Genomic DNA, 16,595 nt, shown 5'->3' with positions numbered 1-16,595 from the left:
TGAATTGATAAAGCTTATTTACCGCCTTCACATTTCTTGATTGAAGCAGCTTTAGCTGCGCCATAAAGTGGTTTGCCATCTTTGCTAATTGCTTTAGCTTCACATTCATTTGCTTGAGCTCCGCCCATGCATTTTTTAATGGAAGCATCTTTAGCTGCGCCATAGAGGGGCTTACCTTCTTTGCTTACTGCTTTAGCTTCGCAAGCCGCTTGGTCAGCGAAAGCAGAAGTAGAGAGTGCAAAACTAAATGCAATACTTAAAGCGATGATGATTTTTTTCATGACATCTCCAATTGTGAGTATTTCAGTTCGTGGACTACTTAATAAAATACTGTAATCTAAATTAAGATATTAGGAAACATGGGGAAAGTGCTATTAACCCTAAAGAATGTCAATATCAGGGCACCATACGACGTGCTTCAGTAAATTTAGTTGCCCAATAGGGTGATGTGATGTAGTCTAATCGCACAGTGCCACCGGTACTAGGGGCATGAACAAACCTGCCTTGCCCAACATAGATTCCGGCATGGGAATATTTTTCACCGGTAGTGTTAAAGAACACTAAATCACCTGGTGCGGGAGGCTGCCCTTCAATGCTTCTACCTTTGGTGCTCATCAATTGAATCGTGCGCGGTAGTTTTACCCCAGCCGCTTTGTTATAGACATACACAATCAGACCGCTGCAATCAAAACCACCCTTTGGGGTATTGCCACCATAGCGATAGGGCACATCCACCAAGCCTACGGCTGCAATGGAGATATCTTCAGTGCCAACACTAGTATCTTGCTTAAATTGAGAAACTTTCGAAGAGGATCCCGATTTACTGCCGAATGTGCTGCATCCGCTTAGGATGAGTAAGCTGCAAATAAAAATGCCGCACCCTAAAAGAGTGCGGCATGAGAGGGATTGCTTAGAGTGCGTCAGCAGCATGATCCGCAAGACGTGAGCGCTCACCGCGAGCCAATGTCACATGACCACCGTGACGCCAGCCTTTGAAGCGGTCCACCACATAAGTTAAACCGGAAGAACCTTCTGTTAAGTAAGGCGTATCAATCTGGGCGATATTACCTAAGCAAATGATTTTGGTTCCAGGGCCTGCACGGGTTACCAAAGTCTTCATTTGTTTTGGGGTTAAGTTTTGCGCTTCATCGATGATCACAAATTTGCTCACAAAAGTTCTACCGCGCATAAAGTTCATGCTCTTTACTTTGATGCGGGAGCGAATTAACTCTTGAGTTGCAGCACGACCCCATTCACCAGCGCCGCCATCTTCGTTGCGCTGTAATACCTCGAGGTTATCGTCAAATGCACCCATCCAAGGTTGCATCTTTTCTTCTTCGGTACCTGGGAGGAAGCCGATATCTTCACCTACAGGGACAGTGGCACGTGTAATGATGATCTCGTTATAGCGTTTGCTGTCGAGGACCTGCTCGAGGCCGGCAGCCAGTGCTAGCAAGGTTTTACCAGTTCCCGCTTGACCCAATAAAGTCACAAAATCCACATCTGGGTTCATCAGTAGATTCATGGCAAAGTTTTGTTCGCGGTTACGCGCAGTCACACTCCAAACATTATTTTTCTGATGAGAGAAGTCTCTGAGTGTTTGCAAGAGAGCAGTCTTGCCATTAATTTCTCTAACCTGAGCATAGAAAGGCGTGGAACCATCAGGATTTTCTTGATAGACGAACTGATTGACCAACATGCTTTGTACGGAAGGTCCAGTCACTCGATAGAACATCGTGCCGGATTTAGAGTCAGCCCAGCTTTCCATATCCTTGCCATGTTTGGGCCAAAAGTCGGCATTTAGTTGCATGACTCCGGCATACATCAAGTCGCGATCTTCTAAAACTTGGTCATTGAAATAATCTTCAGCCGGTAAGCCAAGTGCGCGGGCTTTGATGCGCATATTGATATCTTTGGATACCAATACTACTTCTTGACCTTTGCGAGTTTTTTGCAGCTCACTCACTACCGCCAAAATCATATTGTCACCCTTACCTTCAGGTAAGCCTTCAGGTAATGCTTGTGTAGAGAATTTGGTTTGGAAGAAGAGGCGCCCAGTCACATCTTGGTTGCCCAGCTTATTTAGGGGGATGCCTTCATCCAGAGTGCCGCTAGTACCAGCAATCAGTTGATCCAGGGATCTGCTAACAGTACGAGCATTGCGGGCTACCTCAGTCATACCTTTCTTGTGATTGTCCAACTCTTCTAGAGTGGTCATCGGCAGGTATAGGTCGTGCTCAGAGAAGCGGAACAAGGAACTTGGATCATGCATCAATACGTTGGTATCGAGAACAAATAAGCTCGGCGGTCCAGTACGAATTACACGTTTAGGTTTTGCTGGTGTAGGCGCCTTGCTTTCGTTTCGCACATTAGAAGTGGGGCGATGATCTGCTTTGATCTTCTCGAGAGCTACTTCTGCAGCGGATAAATCTTCCTCTGCGTCGTTGGTCCAGTCAACGGCTTCCACTACCATCGGTTTTGCTTGAGCAGGGCGTTTCTTTAAGTCGGGAGTATCTTTGCGACTGAGTTTGACTTGATCAGCAATTTGAGTGGGGATTGGGGGCAGTGGCATGGACTCTCCTAAAAGAAAAAACCGCCAAGCGGATTGCAATGACGGTTTATTACGAAACTGGTTGTATTAAGGTCTGAAAAACGGAGGGGGTTGCTCCCCGTACCTGATCTGAGATATTCAGGTTTCTGATTCAAACGGATTGTCAGACTTTCCCGTCGTTTACGGTGCATATGAATCACTTTACCCCAAATTTGGGGGTTTGCAAGCACCTCAGATCAAATTATTGTAAAAATTATTTAGTGGCTTGAGCGGCTTGTAATACCTCTGTCACATGACCCGGAACCTTGAGGCCGCGCCACTCTTTTGCTAGCTTGCCGGATGAGTCAAATAGGAAGGTGCTGCGCTCGACGCCACGAACTTGCTTGCCGTACATATTCTTCATCTTCATAACGCCAAAGATCTGACAAAGCGTTTCTTCGGTATCGGCAACCAACTCAAATGGGAGTTCTAGTTTGCCGCGGAAATTGTCATGTGACTTGAGGCTATCTCGTGAAACGCCTACCACCAGAGTATTGGCTTTGGTGAATGCTTCAATATTGTCTCTAAATTCTCCGGACTCAGCTGTGCAGCCTGGAGTCATGTCTTTAGGGTAGAAGTAGAGGACCAGTTTTTTCCCTTTCGCGGAATCAGGCGAAAATGTTAATCCAGAGGTTGCTGGAATCGCACACTGCGGCATAGGTTGACCGATGGCTACTGTCATGATGATCCTTCGTTGGTTGTTATCTCTGAGTTCTAGTTATTTTGAATGATTAAATCACCGCTGCGATTGGGTATTTCTCCCCAGGTCAGCGGTAGTACAGCTATTTTATCGAGTTGCTTGGTGGCTTCCCAGGATTTGTGAAGCTCGCCCATGGTAACGAGCTCATGACCTTGATTTAGCCATCCAGCTAGCAGCTGCTCGAACGCAGGCAATAGCTTTTGCCCCTCTAGTTCAGCGTGCAGTGTGAAGACTTGGTCATTTGGATTGCTTTGGGTGATCTCTAATAACTTTTTGACTGCGCCAAATTCATCTGCGCCATCGATGCCAATAAGTTCATCAAAGGTCGGGAGTGTTGTTGGGTACTGAACATGCTTCGCTTTTCCTGAAGGCAGTGCAAGGCGATAAGGCATGAGATTGGGTTCAGCTCTACCATCAGAGGAGTAAGCAATGCCCCATTGATCGAGTTGCTCAAAGGCGGCATCGTTCATTTGCCAACCAGCAGCACCATAGGTTAACGGTGCATGACCGAAGATTTCTACAAAGCGATCCCAGCTTTTCTGCATCATCGCTTTTGTCCAAGACGCATCTTGGTCACGCACTGCATCTTGCCAAGCAACATGATCCCAAGTATGAATACCTGTCTCATGACCTGCTTTATCAATGGCACGCATTTCTGCAGCAGCTTTCTTGCCGATATCGGGGCCGGGAAGAAGTACACCGTATAAGAGCGTCTTAATACCGTAGTGCTCTACAACAGAAGTGCGGCTAACTTTTTTTAGAAAGCCAGGGCGGAAGACGCGCTTTAAGGCCCACCCTGTATGGTCAGGGCCAAGGCTAAATAGAAAGGTGGCTTTAAGGCCAAAACGCTCTAGAGTGCGAGCTAGATTGGGAACACCTTCTTTGGTTCCGCGTAAGGTATCAACATCAACCTTGAGAGCAATCTTAGCCATGTACCTTTGAATTTACTTTCGCTTATTCTTTATCAACTAAAGTGCGGGCTTTTTCTACGTCTTCACGATAGGCTTCAAAGATGTTCTTGAGCGCATCAGACATCGTAGTAGTTGGTTTCCAGCCTAGTTCACTCATCGTGTTATCTATTGCTGGAACACGATTTTGAACGTCTTGATAGCCTTCGCCGTAGTAAGCGCCAGAGGTAGTTTCTACAATCTTTACTTCATTCGCATTCTTTGCATACTCAGGAATACTGCGAGCAATTTCCAGCATCTGATTAGCGAGTTCGCGAATGGAGTGATTGTTCTTTGGATTGCCGATGTTGTAGATCTTGCCGTTAGCAACACCATCTTTGTTATCGATAATGCGCATCAAAGCATCGATACCATCATCAATATAAGTAAAGGCACGTTTCTGGGCACCACCGTCCACAACATTGATGGATTCGCCGCGAACGATGTGACCCAAGAACTGAGTCACAACACGGGAAGAGCCTTCCTTAGGTGTATAGATGCTATCTAAGCCAGGGCCAATCCAGTTAAATGGGCGGAAGAGAGTAAAGCGCAACCCTTCCATGCCATAACCCCAGATCACACGGTCCATTAATTGCTTAGAGCAAGCATAGATCCAGCGTGGCTTGTTAATTGGGCCATAAACCATATTGGATTTAGTAGGATCAAATTCACCATCCTCACACATTCCATACACTTCCGAAGTTGATGGGAATACCAAATGCTTTTTGTACTTAACAGCAGAGCGCACGATTGGGAGATTGGCTTCGAAGTCGAGCTCAAATACCTTGAGTGGTTGCTGAACATACGTAGCTGGCGTTGCAATCGCCACTAAAGGCAAGATGACATCGCATTTGCGAATGTGATATTCAACCCATTCTTTATTAATTGTGATGTCGCCTTCAAAGAAGTGCATGCGAGGATGATTAACTAAATCACCAAGACGATCGTTTTGCATATCCATGCCGTAGACATCCCAATCGGTTGTCTCAAGAATGCGCTTCGAAAGGTGGTGACCAATAAAACCATTAACACCAAGAATGAGTACTTTTTTCATCTCTACTGCCTCGTTTTAATCTAATTTGCTATTGCTGAATTTTCTGCTTATTTGCTTGCTGGAAACCATTCCAAAACTTCAACTGCTTGATGGTCGCCACAAATACCGAATACCCGATTATCAACCACTTGGATGCCGCAAACCCCAAGATTGAGCTTGTCTGGAAATGGCCCATTTAGGCTGGTGCGGGCCACAATCATGGTTTTCCCATCATGGTCGCAAAAGGCGCCTGGATAAGGGGGTGCGACAGCCCTAACCAAGTCGTGGACCTGTTTAGCAGTCTGATTCCAGTGAATTTGCCCGTCTGCAGGCTTTCTACCGCCAAAATAACTGCCTTTTTGGAGCTCATTTGCCTTGCGGGGAACAATTCCATTTAGAAGGCTAGGCAAGACCTGATCGATCACGCTCACGGCAGCCTGACTGACCTTAGCAAATACATCAGTAGCAGTTTCATCTGGGCCGATGCTGACGGCTGCTTGCCCAACAATATCTCCTGCATCCGGTTTCGCTTCCATGACGTGTAAAGTTGCGCCGGTCTCTGTTTCGCCATGCAGAATAGCCCAATTCACTGGCGCACGCCCACGATATTTTGGGAGTAGCGAGCCATGCATATTAAGTGCGGCAATTTTGGCGCAAGCCAAGATCTGCTCTGGAATCATGAAGCGATAGTAGAAAGAAAAAATATAGTCTGGCGCTAGCGCTTGAAACTTCGGAATTAAAGTTGCTAATTCATTCGCGTTCGGAGTGATGTAAGAAATATTTTTTTCTTCGCAGAGTTTTGCAACGCTTCCAAACCAAATATTCTCATTGGGATCATCTTGATGGGTAACGACTAGATCAACTTGCATACCCGCATTGAGAAGTGCCTTGAGGCAGTTGACGCCAACATCGTGATAAGCAAAGACGACTGCGTGCAATTATTTTTTCTCTAAAACGGTTTGCACTACATAACGAGGGCGCTTGCGGATTTGCTGATAGATGCGACCAATGTATTCACCTAAAAGTCCGAGCCCAAAGAGCATCACACCAATCAGGAAGAAGGTCAGGGCGAAGAGGGTGAATACCCCCTCAACCTCAGCACCTAGAAGGAAGCGGCGAACCAGTAGGTAGGCGAACAAGCTACCAGCAGCAAGGGATAGCAGCATGCCGAGTATTGAGAAAATCTGCAACGGCATGACAGAGAAGCCAGTGACTAAGTCAAAGTTCAGGCGAATCAATTGGTACAAGCTGTATTTGGATTCACCGGCAAAACGCTCTTCGTGTTTGATAGTAATTTCAACTGGATTTGCAGAGAATGTATATGCCAGTGCCGGGATAAAAGTATTGCTTTCATCGCATTGACGGACTAAGTCAACAATGCGACGGCTATATCCACGCAACATACAACCTTGATCAGTCATCGTGATGCGGGTAATGTTTTCGCGCAAGCGATTCATGGCGCGTGAAGCGAATTTTCTGAAGAAGCTATCCCGACGATCGGCGCGAATAGTGCCCACGTAGTCATGACCTTTTAATAACTGCTCAGTCAATGCATCAATTTCTTCGGGAGGATTTTGTAGGTCTGCATCCAAAGTAATGATGTGTTCGCCTTTGGCGTATTCAAAGCCAGCCATGATGGCCATATGTTGGCCAAAGTTGCTGTGAAATAAAACTGCACGGGTTACATCAGGGCGTAACTCCACTTGCCTGGAAAGGATGCCGGCGGAACGATCTTTACTACCGTCGTTAACAAATACGATCTCATAGGTGATCTTGCGTTTGGCAGCCAGGGTATCCAATGCTGGATAAAGGCGATCAAATAGAGCCTTTAATCCGTCCTCCTCGTTGTAAACGGGAATAACAATGCTGAGTGTTGGGTTGGCAACTAAATTTGCAGTCATGCTGCAATTTTGCCTGATTCTTTGGGTTTAACCCAAGAACGCTAGTTTTTGCGGTATTTCAGCAAAATTCCGACCAATCCACTGGCTATACGGTCAATATCTTCATCTGCCATTGCCGGAAATAAGGGGAGGGTGAGAATGGATCGACCAATGCGCTCAGCAATCGGAGTGTCTGAAATTTTGTAACCCTGGTTTTTATAAAGAGTGAACCCGGTAATGGCGGGGTAATGAACGCCAGTGCCAATGCCCATATCTTTTAATTCCGTCATCACTTGAGCGCGATCCGTATTGAGCTGCTCGAGTGGCAAAACAACTTGAAACATGTGCCAGTTACTATCCGTGAAATTTTCTACTGGAAGCTCTAAATGTAAGTCTTCCAATCCAGCCGATTTTAATTTGGCACGAAGCACATCAAAGTATTGGTGCGCGAGTTCAGCACGACGTGTTTGATAAGAGGGAAGTTGCTTAAGTTGTTCAAGACCGATAGCTGCATTCACATCGGTCAAGTTATCTTTGCCGCCCAATACATCCACATCCATACCATCCATGCCTTGACGAGTTAATCCTTGTAGACGGAATTTCTCAGCCAGTTTTGCTTCATCTAGATTATTGAGAACAAGGCAGCCTCCCTCAACAGTGGTGAGGTTCTTATTGGCCTGGAAGCTAAAGCTCACCAGGTCACCAAAGCTACCAATCTTCTTGCCTTGCCACTGTGAGCCAAAGGCCTGCGCTGCATCTTCAATTACACGAAGCTTGTGCTGTTTGGCTAGCGCATAGAGTTGATCCATATCAACAGGTAATCCAGCTAAATAGACCGGCATGATCGCACGTGTCTTTGGCGTGATTGCAGCAGCCACTTTATTTAGATCAATATTGCGTGTAATGGGATCGATATCCACAAATACTGGTTTGGCGCCAACACCCAAAATCACATTAGAAGTTGCCACCCAAGAAATTGGAGTGGTAATTACTTCATCGCCATCACCAATGCCGGCAACTTGCAGAGCGATCTTCATGGTTGCGGTGCCATTGGCAAAACAGCGTACCGGACGACCGCCAAAGTATTGGCTTAAAGCAGCTTCAAACTCGGCCAATTTCGGTCCAGATGTCACCCATCCTGAGCGCAATACCTCTGAAACAGCGTCAATGGTTTCTTGATTGAAGCTAGGGCGCGTGAAGGGGATGAAGTTTGACATGGTGTCCTATATTACTGCGAGATATCTGGATGCTTGACAATGACCCTGCGTGAATCACGATCGACTTCCTGCATTGGGAAGCCCTGAGTATTAAGCGCATCAAATTGCTCTGGAACCATCATGGCATAAGCTGTTTGATCTTCTTGCCAGCGGGTAATAAAGGCGTCTAATGTTGGCATCCAAAGTTCTGGCTCTTGATTAACCCCAAACTCAAGCTCATCGGGTGATTCAACCATGATCATCGTTCTGCCTAAATAGAAAGGCACGGTGTGATCCAAAAGACGCACTGAATAGAAGTTCACTTTTTCTGGAATAGAGGCTTTGACTCGCTCGACTAGGTCGATACCAGAAACTGCGCGGCCCAATGTCTCGTGACCTGTTCCTGTGATGATCGCGCAGAGAAGGAACCCACAAGCAAAGCTGACGATGCTTTGAATGCCATTGCGCTTGCTTTGCCATGCAGCGTAAGCGCTAAAACTGACAAGCGCTACTAATGCAGCAATCACCCAATAGGTATATTGTGCATAAGCTTCAATCTCATCAGGTCTTGCTTGTTTACCAATGGCATCTAAAAAGAAAAATCCAACACACCCCAAAATTGCAAAGCAAAGTGTCTGTAATTTCCATGGTAATGCCATGGTTTTGGTGTGACCAAGTAAGCGATCTAAACGATTGCCAATAATTAAAGCGAGCGCTGGGAAAACGGGGATGATGTAACCCGGAAGCTTAGAGTGCGATACGCTAAAGAATGCAAAGATCACAGCAAACCAGCAGACTAATAACCAGCCCGCTGAGAATTCGCGACGGCGCTCGCTCCATGCTTGTGCAAACGCCCCAGGGACCTGCAGAATCCAGGGGAGTAGGCCAATGAGGAGGAGTGGTACAAAGTAGTAAATCGGGCCAGTTCTACTGTGATCATCTTGTGTGAAGCGTTGTAGATGTTCATGAATAAAGAAGAACTCTAGAAACTCGGGATTGCGTTGCGCTACCAATACAAACCAAGGGGCAGTGATAGCTAAGAACAAAATAGTTCCACTAAATAAACGCAAGCGAGCCCAGATTTTCCAGTCCCATGTACTAATGGAGTAAGCAATAAACACCATTGCAGGAATCGCTACGCCAATAACACCTTTGGATAGTGTTGCTAGCGCCATAAAAATCCAGCAAGCCCACATCCAGTTGCGACAGTTATTTTTGTTATGCGAAGTTTGTGCAAGCAAGAGGCTACAAAGAGCCGCCACTAAAAATGAGGACAAGCCCATGTCGAGCGAATTGAAGTGACCACTGATAATCCACATCGGACTCGATGCCAATACAACAGCAGCCAACCATCCTGCTCTCGCGTTGAAGATGCGCGCACCAGTAAAGCCGACCAAAAGAATAGTTAGGAAACCCGTTAGCGCTGTCCAAAGGCGCGCTTGCCAATCGCCAATACCAAATGCCTGAAATGCGGCGGCAGTTGCCCAAGCTTGAAGAGGGGGTTTTTCAAAATACTTATAACCGTTGTAACGCGGAGTAATCCAATCACCGGTAACCAGCATTTCTCGTGCTATTTCTGCATAGCGGCCTTCGTCGGATGGGATAAGGTGGCGGTAATTGAGGGTGCCAAACCAAAGCAGGCCGTAAATAATGACCAGCAGCAAAATCTTGCCTGGGTGCAGGGCTGATGACTGCCGAATCTGGCCAAATTGCATTAAGTGGGTTCCACAATCAGGGCAAGCACGACCTGACGACCCTCACCGACTAGGATGTTGTAAGTGCGGCAGGCGGCTTGAGAATCCATGATTTCAAAGCCAATTTTGGCTTCAATCAAGGATTTAAGGAGTTCTGGCTTAGGAAAGCGCTGGCGGCTACCGGTCCCGATGAGGATTAATTCTGGTTTTAAATCAACCATTTGCGCGAAATGACTAGCTTCTAAGCTATCAAATGTTTGCGCAGACCAGTTAGAGATGGCGCCGTCCGAGCTGAGTAGGACCGCATGGTCGTAAGGGATCTTATTGATCTCTACGTAGCCATCGCCATAGCCAGTGATCGTATTCGCTCCGGAATGGGGGTCAGATTGAAGCTTCAAGTGGACTCTCTGTCATAATTATGTGGATTATAGCTAGCTGTTTTTTCTCATATTTCAAGAACTTACCCTTAAATTTATTGTGAAACCGATCCTAAAGTCCCAAAAGCTCGATAACGTCTGTTATGACATACGTGGGCCGGTGCTTGAGCTTGCTCAGCGCATGGAGGAAGAGGGCCACAAAATCATCAAATTAAACATCGGAAACGTAGGGGTTTTCGGTTTTGATCCGCCTGAAGAGATTCAGTTGGACATGATTCGCAATTTAAGCAATGCATCAGCTTATTCTGATTCCAAGGGAATCTTTGCTGCTCGCAAAGCCATCATGCAGTATTGCCAAGAAAAAGGCATTCAAGGCGTGACCTTGGATGATGTCTATACCGGCAATGGTGTTTCTGAGCTCATCGTTCTGTCGATGAATGCACTCTTAAATGATGGTGATGAGGTATTGGTCCCAACACCAGATTACCCGCTTTGGACTGCTGCAGTCAGTTTGTCGAGTGGCACACCAGTGCACTATCTTTGTGATGAATCCAAAGAGTGGGCGCCAGACTTAAACGATCTCCGTAAAAAAATTACACCGCGTACCAAAGCGATTGTGGTGATTAATCCAAACAATCCTACTGGTGCAATTTACTCCAAAGAAGTGCTGCTGGAGTTAACTCAAATTGCTCGTGAACATGGTTTGATTTTGTTTGCGGACGAGATTTACGACAAGATGTTGTACGACGGTGAGAGGCATCTCTCGTTAGCTTCTTTATCTACTGATGTAGTCATCATTACTTTCAATGGTCTTTCTAAGAATTACCGTTCCTGCGGCTACCGTGCCGGCTGGATGGTGGTTTCAGGCGATAAAGAGATGGTCCGAGACTATATCGAGGGGCTCAATATGTTGGCCTCAATGCGCTTGTGTGCGAACGTGCCAGGTCAATATGCGATTCAAACAGCATTGGGTGGTTATCAAAGCATTAATGATTTAGTGGGTGAGGGTGGCCGCCTTGCAAAGCAACGTGATCTTGCATGGAAGCTCATAACTGATATTCCAGGCGTGACTTGCGTGAAGCCAAAATCTGCTTTGTATTTATTTCCAAAGCTAGATCCTGAGGTTTATCCAATTGAAGATGATCAGCAATTTGTAGCTGATCTTTTAAAAGAAGAAAAAGTATTGTTAGTGCAGGGCTCTGGTTTCAACTGGGGCAAACCTGATCACTTCCGTGTAGTGTTCTTGCCTCACGAAGATGTTCTCAAGGAAGCTATAGGCCGCCTTGCTCGTTTTCTGGAGCGTTATCGTAATAAGCACAGCCGCAAGGCTTCTTCAACTGCAGCAAAGGCATCATGAAACCGATTCAAGTAGGTCTGTTAGGTATTGGCACTGTTGGTGGTGGCGTATTCACTGTTCTCGAGCGTAACCAAGATGAAATTACTCGTCGTGCTGGGCGCGGCATTCGTATTAATACGGTTGCTGATTTAAATGTAGAGCGTGCCAAAGAGTTGGTTAAAGACCGCGCGCAGGTGGTGAGTGATGCTCGTGCCGTGATCAATAACCCAGAGATCGACATCGTTGTTGAGCTTATTGGTGGTTATGGCATAGCTAAAGACTTGGTTCTTGAGGCAATTGCGGCAGGTAAGCACGTAGTTACAGCTAATAAAGCATTGATTGCTGTTCATGGTAACGAAATCTTTAAGGCTGCGCATGCTAAGGGCGTGATGGTTGCCTTTGAAGCTGCTGTTGCTGGTGGTATCCCCATTATTAAAGCGTTGCGTGAAGGCTTAACAGCGAACCGTATCGAATGGATTGCAGGCATCATTAATGGCACTACGAATTTCATCCTGTCAGAGATGCGCGACAAAGGTTTGGATTTCGCAACAGTGCTTAAAGAAGCGCAACGCCTAGGCTATGCAGAAGCAGATCCGACTTTTGACATCGAAGGTGTTGATGCTGCTCATAAAGCGACCATCATGAGTGCGATTGCATTTGGTATTCCAATGCAGTTTGAAAAAGCACACATCGAAGGCATCACTAAATTAGATGCAATTGATATTAAGTATGCAGAGCAATTAGGCTATCGCATTAAGTTGCTTGGCATTGCCAAGAAAACGTCAACTGGTGTCGAGTTGCGTGTCCATCCAACTCTCATTCCTTCCAAGCGTTTGATTGCAAACGTTGAGGGCGCCATGAATGCCGTGCAAGTATTTGGCGATGCCGTTGGAACAACTTTGTATTACGGCAAAGGTGCAGGCTCTGAGCCAACTGCTTCCGCAGTGATTGCTGACTTAGTAGATATCACTCGTTTGCTAAGCGCTGACGCTGAGCATCGTGTGCCTTACTTGGCCTTCCAGCCAGATGCTGTCCATGACACACCAGTGCTCCCTATTGGCGAAATCACTACTAGTTACTATCTGCGCTTGCGTGTAGCTGATCAAGCTGGCGTATTAGCTGACATCACTAAAATTTTGGCATCGCATGGTGTTTCTATTGACGCACTTTTGCAAAAAGAAGCTGATGAGGGTGAAAGTCAAACTGATTTGGTGGCTTTAACTCACGAGACTAAAGAAAAGAACATGCTTGCCGCGATTAAAGAGATTCAGAATCTCAAGACAGTTACTGGCGAAGTGGTGAAGATCCGTTTAGAAAATCTGTCTTAAGTAAAACTCAGCAAAATATATGCGTTACCAATCTACTCGTGGCAATAGTCCACAACAATCCTTCTTAGAAATTTTGTTGGGTGGATTGGCGCCTGATGGCGGGTTGTATTTACCTACTCAATACCCACAAGTCACTGCAGCGCAATTGGATTCTTGGCGCGGCTTGTCATACGCAGACCTCGCTTATGAAGTATTGAGTCTGTATTGCGACGATATTCCTGAGGCGGATTTGCGTGCAATCTTGCGTAAAACGTATACCGAGCAGGTCTATTGCAATGGCCGTGCACAAGATAACGCTAAAGACATCACGCCTTTGCATTGGTTGGGCGAAGAGCAGGGAACACGCATTGGGCTATTGAGTCTTTCAAATGGCCCAACCTTGGCTTTTAAAGACATGGCCATGCAATTGCTGGGCAATCTTTTTGAGTACACTCTCAAGAAAAAAGGTCAGCAGCTCAATATTTTGGGCGCTACATCTGGTGATACGGGTAGCGCAGCTGAATATGCGATGCGCGGTAAAGAGGGTGTGAAGGTATTTATGCTTTCTCCCCGCGGCAAGATGAGTGCCTTTCAGTCTGCACAGATGTATTCCTTGCAAGATCCTAATATTTTTAACTTAGCAGTAGCTGGTGTCTTCGATGACTGCCAGGATATTGTTAAGGCAGTCAGCAATGACCATGCTTTTAAAGCGAAGAACCAAATTGGTACCGTGAACTCCATTAATTGGGGTCGTGTAGTGGCTCAGGTGGTGTACTACTTTCAAGGTTATCTACTGGCCACTAAGTCCAGCTCCGAAAAAGTCTCATTCACCGTACCATCCGGTAACTTCGGTAATGTCTGCGCTGGTCATATCGCCCGCATGATGGGTTTGCCTATCGAGCATCTCATCGTTGCTACCAATGAAAACAATGTATTGGATGAATTCTTTTCCACAGGCATCTATCGTGCACGTAAGTCTGCTGAGACCTTGCATACTTCCAGCCCTTCGATGGACATCTCTAAAGCTAGTAATTTTGAGCGCTTCGTATTTGATTTTATGGGTCAAGATGGCAAAGCAACTGCAGCTATGTTCAAGCAGGTTGATGAAGTTGGTGGTTTTGATATCTCGAAAGATATAGTCTTTAAAGAGCTTGGTAAATATGGCTTTCAGTCTGGCCGCAGCACCCATGAGAATCGCCTAGAAACTATTCGTGACATTGATAAACGCTACGGCGTCATGATTGATACGCATACTGCTGATGGCATTAAGGTAGCTCGCGATCATCTGCAGGCCGGTATTCCGATGATTGTACTTGAGACAGCGCTCCCAATTAAGTTTGAAGAAACTATTGAAGTTGCTTTAGGTCGCCCTGCAGAATGTCCGCCTGCTTTCAAAGACATTAAGTCCAAGCCGCAGCGTGTAGAGAATATCGATGCAGATGTAAATCAAGTAAAAGATTTCATCACAACCCATCTCAATTAATACTCACCGAGCAATACAAACTGCTATGACTAAGCCACCGATGTTGACTGCGCAGCAGGCTTTAAATCATTTGCTTTCTCATGCTCAAGCAGTCATTGAGAATGAGAAGGTTGCTATGCAGGCCGCCCTAGGTCGTGTGCTCTCTGAAAACGTAAATAGCCTCGTTGATGTGCCGCCATTGGATAACACCTCGATGGATGGTTATGCCGTGCGCACTGCGGATACTCAAAATGCTGGAAGTATTCTCAAGATTGCTCAACGTATTCCAGCTGGCTCTATGGGCATGCAACTGGAGCCCGGTACTGTTGCCAGAATTTTTACTGGTGCTCCCGTTCCTCCTGGTTCTGATGCAGTGGTAATGCAAGAGGATTGCGCGACAGACAGTGAGACTAATCAAGTAACCATCAATATTGCGCCAACATCAGGTCAGTGGATTCGTCGCAGAGGCGAAGATTTAACAGCTGGCAAAACTTGTTTGACTGCTGGCACATTCTTGCGCCCACAGGAGTTAGGTGTTGCTGCTTCAGCCGGATTGACTCATTTAAACGTTAAGCGTCGGGTAAGGGTGGCAGCATTTTTCACTGGTGATGAGTTGGCACTTCCAGGTGAGCCCTTAAAACCAGGCGGCATATATAACTCTAATCGCGATACTTTATTGGCTTGTCTCAAGTCTTTAGGTTGTGACGCGACCGATTTAGGCATTGTTCCAGACCGCCTAGATGCAACACGCGCAGCATTGCGTAAGGCCAGTAAAGATCATGATTTGATCATCACTTCCGGCGGTGTTTCAGTTGGTGAAGAAGATCATATTAAGCCGGCAGTTACTGCTGAGGGTAGATTGGATCTGTGGCAGATCGCCATTAAGCCTGGTAAGCCGCTGGCCTTTGGTGCAGTTCGCAAATCAGATGAGCCCAAAGATGGTGAGGCCTGGTTTATTGGTTTGCCAGGTAATCCAGTTTCTAGCTTCGTTACCTTCCTATTGTTCGTGCGTCCTTTCATTTTGAAGTTGCAGGGGCGCGAAGCCAAGCTTCCGCAATCCTATTTCATGCGCGCTGATTTTGATTGGTTAAAAGCTGATCGTCGCAATGAGTTTTTACGTGTCAAGATTAATGATCAAGGCGGCTTAGATTTATTCCCCAATCAAAGCTCTGGCGTCCTCACAAGCGCCTCTTGGGGTGATGGTTTGTTAGATTGCCCACCAAACCAGCCAATTAAAACTGGTGATCTAGTGAAGTACATCCCTTTTGATGCGCTTCTCAAATAATCGGTTTACGATAAGCTCATGAAACTCGAATTACGATTCTTTGCCTCATTGCGTGAAGCCCTTGGTGTCTCGCAAGAGAGTATCACTATTCCCGCAACAATCAAAACCATTGCCGATCTTAGGTCGTATCTTATCGAGCGCGGTAGCCCTTGGGCTGAGGTCTTAGCAGAAGGTAAAGTATTGCGTTGCGCTTTGCATCAGCATATGGTTGATGCAAGCACCCCATTGCAAGATGGTGCTGAAGTGGCTTTCTTTCCTCCGGTAACTGGAGGCTGATATGCCGATCAAAATCCAAGAAAGTGATTTTGATGTCAGTGAAGAAATAGCCTCACTACGCAAAGGTGATCCACGTGTTGGTGCGGTAGTGACTTTCTTGGGTACCGTCCGCGATATGAATGACGGTAGACAAGTAAAAGGCATGACGCTTGAGCACTACCCCGGCATGACTGAGAAGGCTTTACAGGAAATTCTGGATCAAGCCAAGGCCCGCTGGGATATTTATCAAACCCTAGTAATTCATCGTGTTGGTCCTTTGTTGCCCGAAGATCAAATCGTGCTGGTAGCGGTCGCTAGTGCACATAGAGGTGAAGCTTTTGCTGCTTGTGAGTTCATTATGGATTACCTCAAAACAGCAGCGCCATTCTGGAAAAAAGAAGACACCCCTGATGGTGCTCGCTGGGTTGATGCCCGTGTAACTGACAATGTTGCAATGGCTCGTTGGAAGTTAAGCTGACTTCACTTTCCTTGATGTATTAAATCCTCATTCGAGGTTTTTATTGGTGCATCAA

Annotated in this window: 16 protein-coding genes and 1 pseudogene; 6 read left to right on the top strand and 11 right to left on the bottom strand. The window is 46.3% G+C overall.

What is annotated here, in order from left to right; translation table 11 throughout:
• Positions 1 to 14: 14 nt before the first annotated feature.
• From AOC28_RS06340 to AOC28_RS06290, 11 genes and pseudogenes are all read right to left on the bottom strand, one after another.
• A complete protein-coding gene (locus AOC28_RS06340; protein WP_072583117.1) occupies positions 15 to 281 on the bottom strand; it encodes a hypothetical protein in 267 nt (88 codons plus the stop codon).
• 115 nt (positions 282 to 396) lie between these two features.
• A pseudogene (locus AOC28_RS06335) lies at positions 397 to 783 on the bottom strand (C40 family peptidase); the annotation flags it as partial.
• A 127-nt stretch (positions 784 to 910) separates the two neighbouring features.
• Positions 911 to 2,572: a PhoH family protein gene (locus AOC28_RS06330; protein ID WP_072583115.1), complete on the bottom strand. Its 1,662-nt coding sequence runs from the start codon at positions 2,570 to 2,572 to the stop codon at positions 911 to 913.
• A gap of 232 nt (positions 2,573 to 2,804) precedes the next feature.
• Positions 2,805 to 3,272, bottom strand: a complete 468-nt coding sequence (locus AOC28_RS06325; protein ID WP_072583114.1) for a peroxiredoxin — start codon at positions 3,270 to 3,272, stop codon at positions 2,805 to 2,807.
• 32 nt (positions 3,273 to 3,304) lie between these two features.
• Entirely contained in the window at positions 3,305 to 4,222 is a 918-nt protein-coding gene (locus AOC28_RS06320; protein WP_072583113.1) for a polysaccharide deacetylase family protein, read from the bottom strand.
• Positions 4,223 to 4,244: 22 nt separating this feature from the next.
• Complete coding sequence (locus AOC28_RS06315) at positions 4,245 to 5,291, bottom strand: bifunctional UDP-4-keto-pentose/UDP-xylose synthase (RefSeq protein ID WP_072583112.1); 1,047 nt, start codon at positions 5,289 to 5,291, stop codon at positions 4,245 to 4,247.
• Positions 5,292 to 5,338: 47 nt separating this feature from the next.
• Positions 5,339 to 6,208, bottom strand: a complete 870-nt coding sequence (locus AOC28_RS06310; protein WP_072583111.1) for a formyltransferase — start codon at positions 6,206 to 6,208, stop codon at positions 5,339 to 5,341.
• Positions 6,209 to 7,171 (bottom strand): glycosyltransferase, encoded by a 963-nt coding sequence (locus AOC28_RS06305; RefSeq protein ID WP_072583110.1) that lies wholly within the window; start codon positions 7,169 to 7,171, stop codon positions 6,209 to 6,211. It abuts the gene before it with no gap.
• Positions 7,172 to 7,212: 41 nt separating this feature from the next.
• Complete coding sequence (locus AOC28_RS06300; protein ID WP_072583109.1) at positions 7,213 to 8,367, bottom strand: DegT/DnrJ/EryC1/StrS aminotransferase family protein; 1,155 nt, start codon at positions 8,365 to 8,367, stop codon at positions 7,213 to 7,215.
• 11 nt (positions 8,368 to 8,378) lie between these two features.
• Entirely contained in the window at positions 8,379 to 10,061 is a 1,683-nt protein-coding gene (locus AOC28_RS06295) for a glycosyltransferase family 39 protein (RefSeq protein ID WP_072583108.1), read from the bottom strand.
• Entirely contained in the window at positions 10,061 to 10,438 is a 378-nt protein-coding gene (locus AOC28_RS06290) for an Mth938-like domain-containing protein (RefSeq protein ID WP_072583107.1), read from the bottom strand. The genes AOC28_RS06295 and AOC28_RS06290 overlap by 1 nt, the downstream gene beginning before the upstream one ends.
• A gap of 79 nt (positions 10,439 to 10,517) precedes the next feature.
• Here AOC28_RS06290 and AOC28_RS06285 point away from each other — a divergent pair, with 79 nt between their 5' ends.
• From AOC28_RS06285 to moaE, 6 genes are read left to right on the top strand one after another with little or no spacing between them, the layout of a single operon-like run.
• Positions 10,518 to 11,774, top strand: coding sequence for a pyridoxal phosphate-dependent aminotransferase (locus AOC28_RS06285; protein ID WP_072583106.1), 1,257 nt, complete (start codon positions 10,518 to 10,520; stop codon positions 11,772 to 11,774).
• Complete coding sequence (locus tag AOC28_RS06280) at positions 11,771 to 13,081, top strand: homoserine dehydrogenase (RefSeq protein ID WP_072583105.1); 1,311 nt, start codon at positions 11,771 to 11,773, stop codon at positions 13,079 to 13,081. The genes AOC28_RS06285 and AOC28_RS06280 overlap by 4 nt, the downstream gene beginning before the upstream one ends.
• Positions 13,082 to 13,100: 19 nt before the next feature.
• Positions 13,101 to 14,543, top strand: coding sequence for a threonine synthase (gene thrC / locus AOC28_RS06275; protein WP_072583104.1), 1,443 nt, complete (start codon positions 13,101 to 13,103; stop codon positions 14,541 to 14,543).
• 25 nt (positions 14,544 to 14,568) lie between these two features.
• Complete coding sequence (gene glp / locus AOC28_RS06270; protein WP_348534721.1) at positions 14,569 to 15,807, top strand: gephyrin-like molybdotransferase Glp; 1,239 nt, start codon at positions 14,569 to 14,571, stop codon at positions 15,805 to 15,807.
• 18 nt (positions 15,808 to 15,825) lie between these two features.
• Entirely contained in the window at positions 15,826 to 16,083 is a 258-nt protein-coding gene (gene moaD, locus AOC28_RS06265; protein WP_072583102.1) for a molybdopterin converting factor subunit 1, read from the top strand.
• Between the two features lies 1 nt (position 16,084).
• Positions 16,085 to 16,540, top strand: a complete 456-nt coding sequence (gene moaE / locus AOC28_RS06260) for a molybdopterin synthase catalytic subunit MoaE (protein ID WP_072583101.1) — start codon at positions 16,085 to 16,087, stop codon at positions 16,538 to 16,540.
• The last annotated feature ends 55 nt before the right edge of the window (positions 16,541 to 16,595 follow it).

Origin of the sequence: Polynucleobacter sp. MWH-Adler-W8, from assembly GCF_001889925.1 — a bacterium.
Classification (GTDB): domain Bacteria; phylum Pseudomonadota; class Gammaproteobacteria; order Burkholderiales; family Burkholderiaceae; genus Polynucleobacter.
The sequence above is the reverse complement of the archived record's forward strand: the minus strand, read 5'-3'. Positions and strand labels throughout refer to the sequence as shown.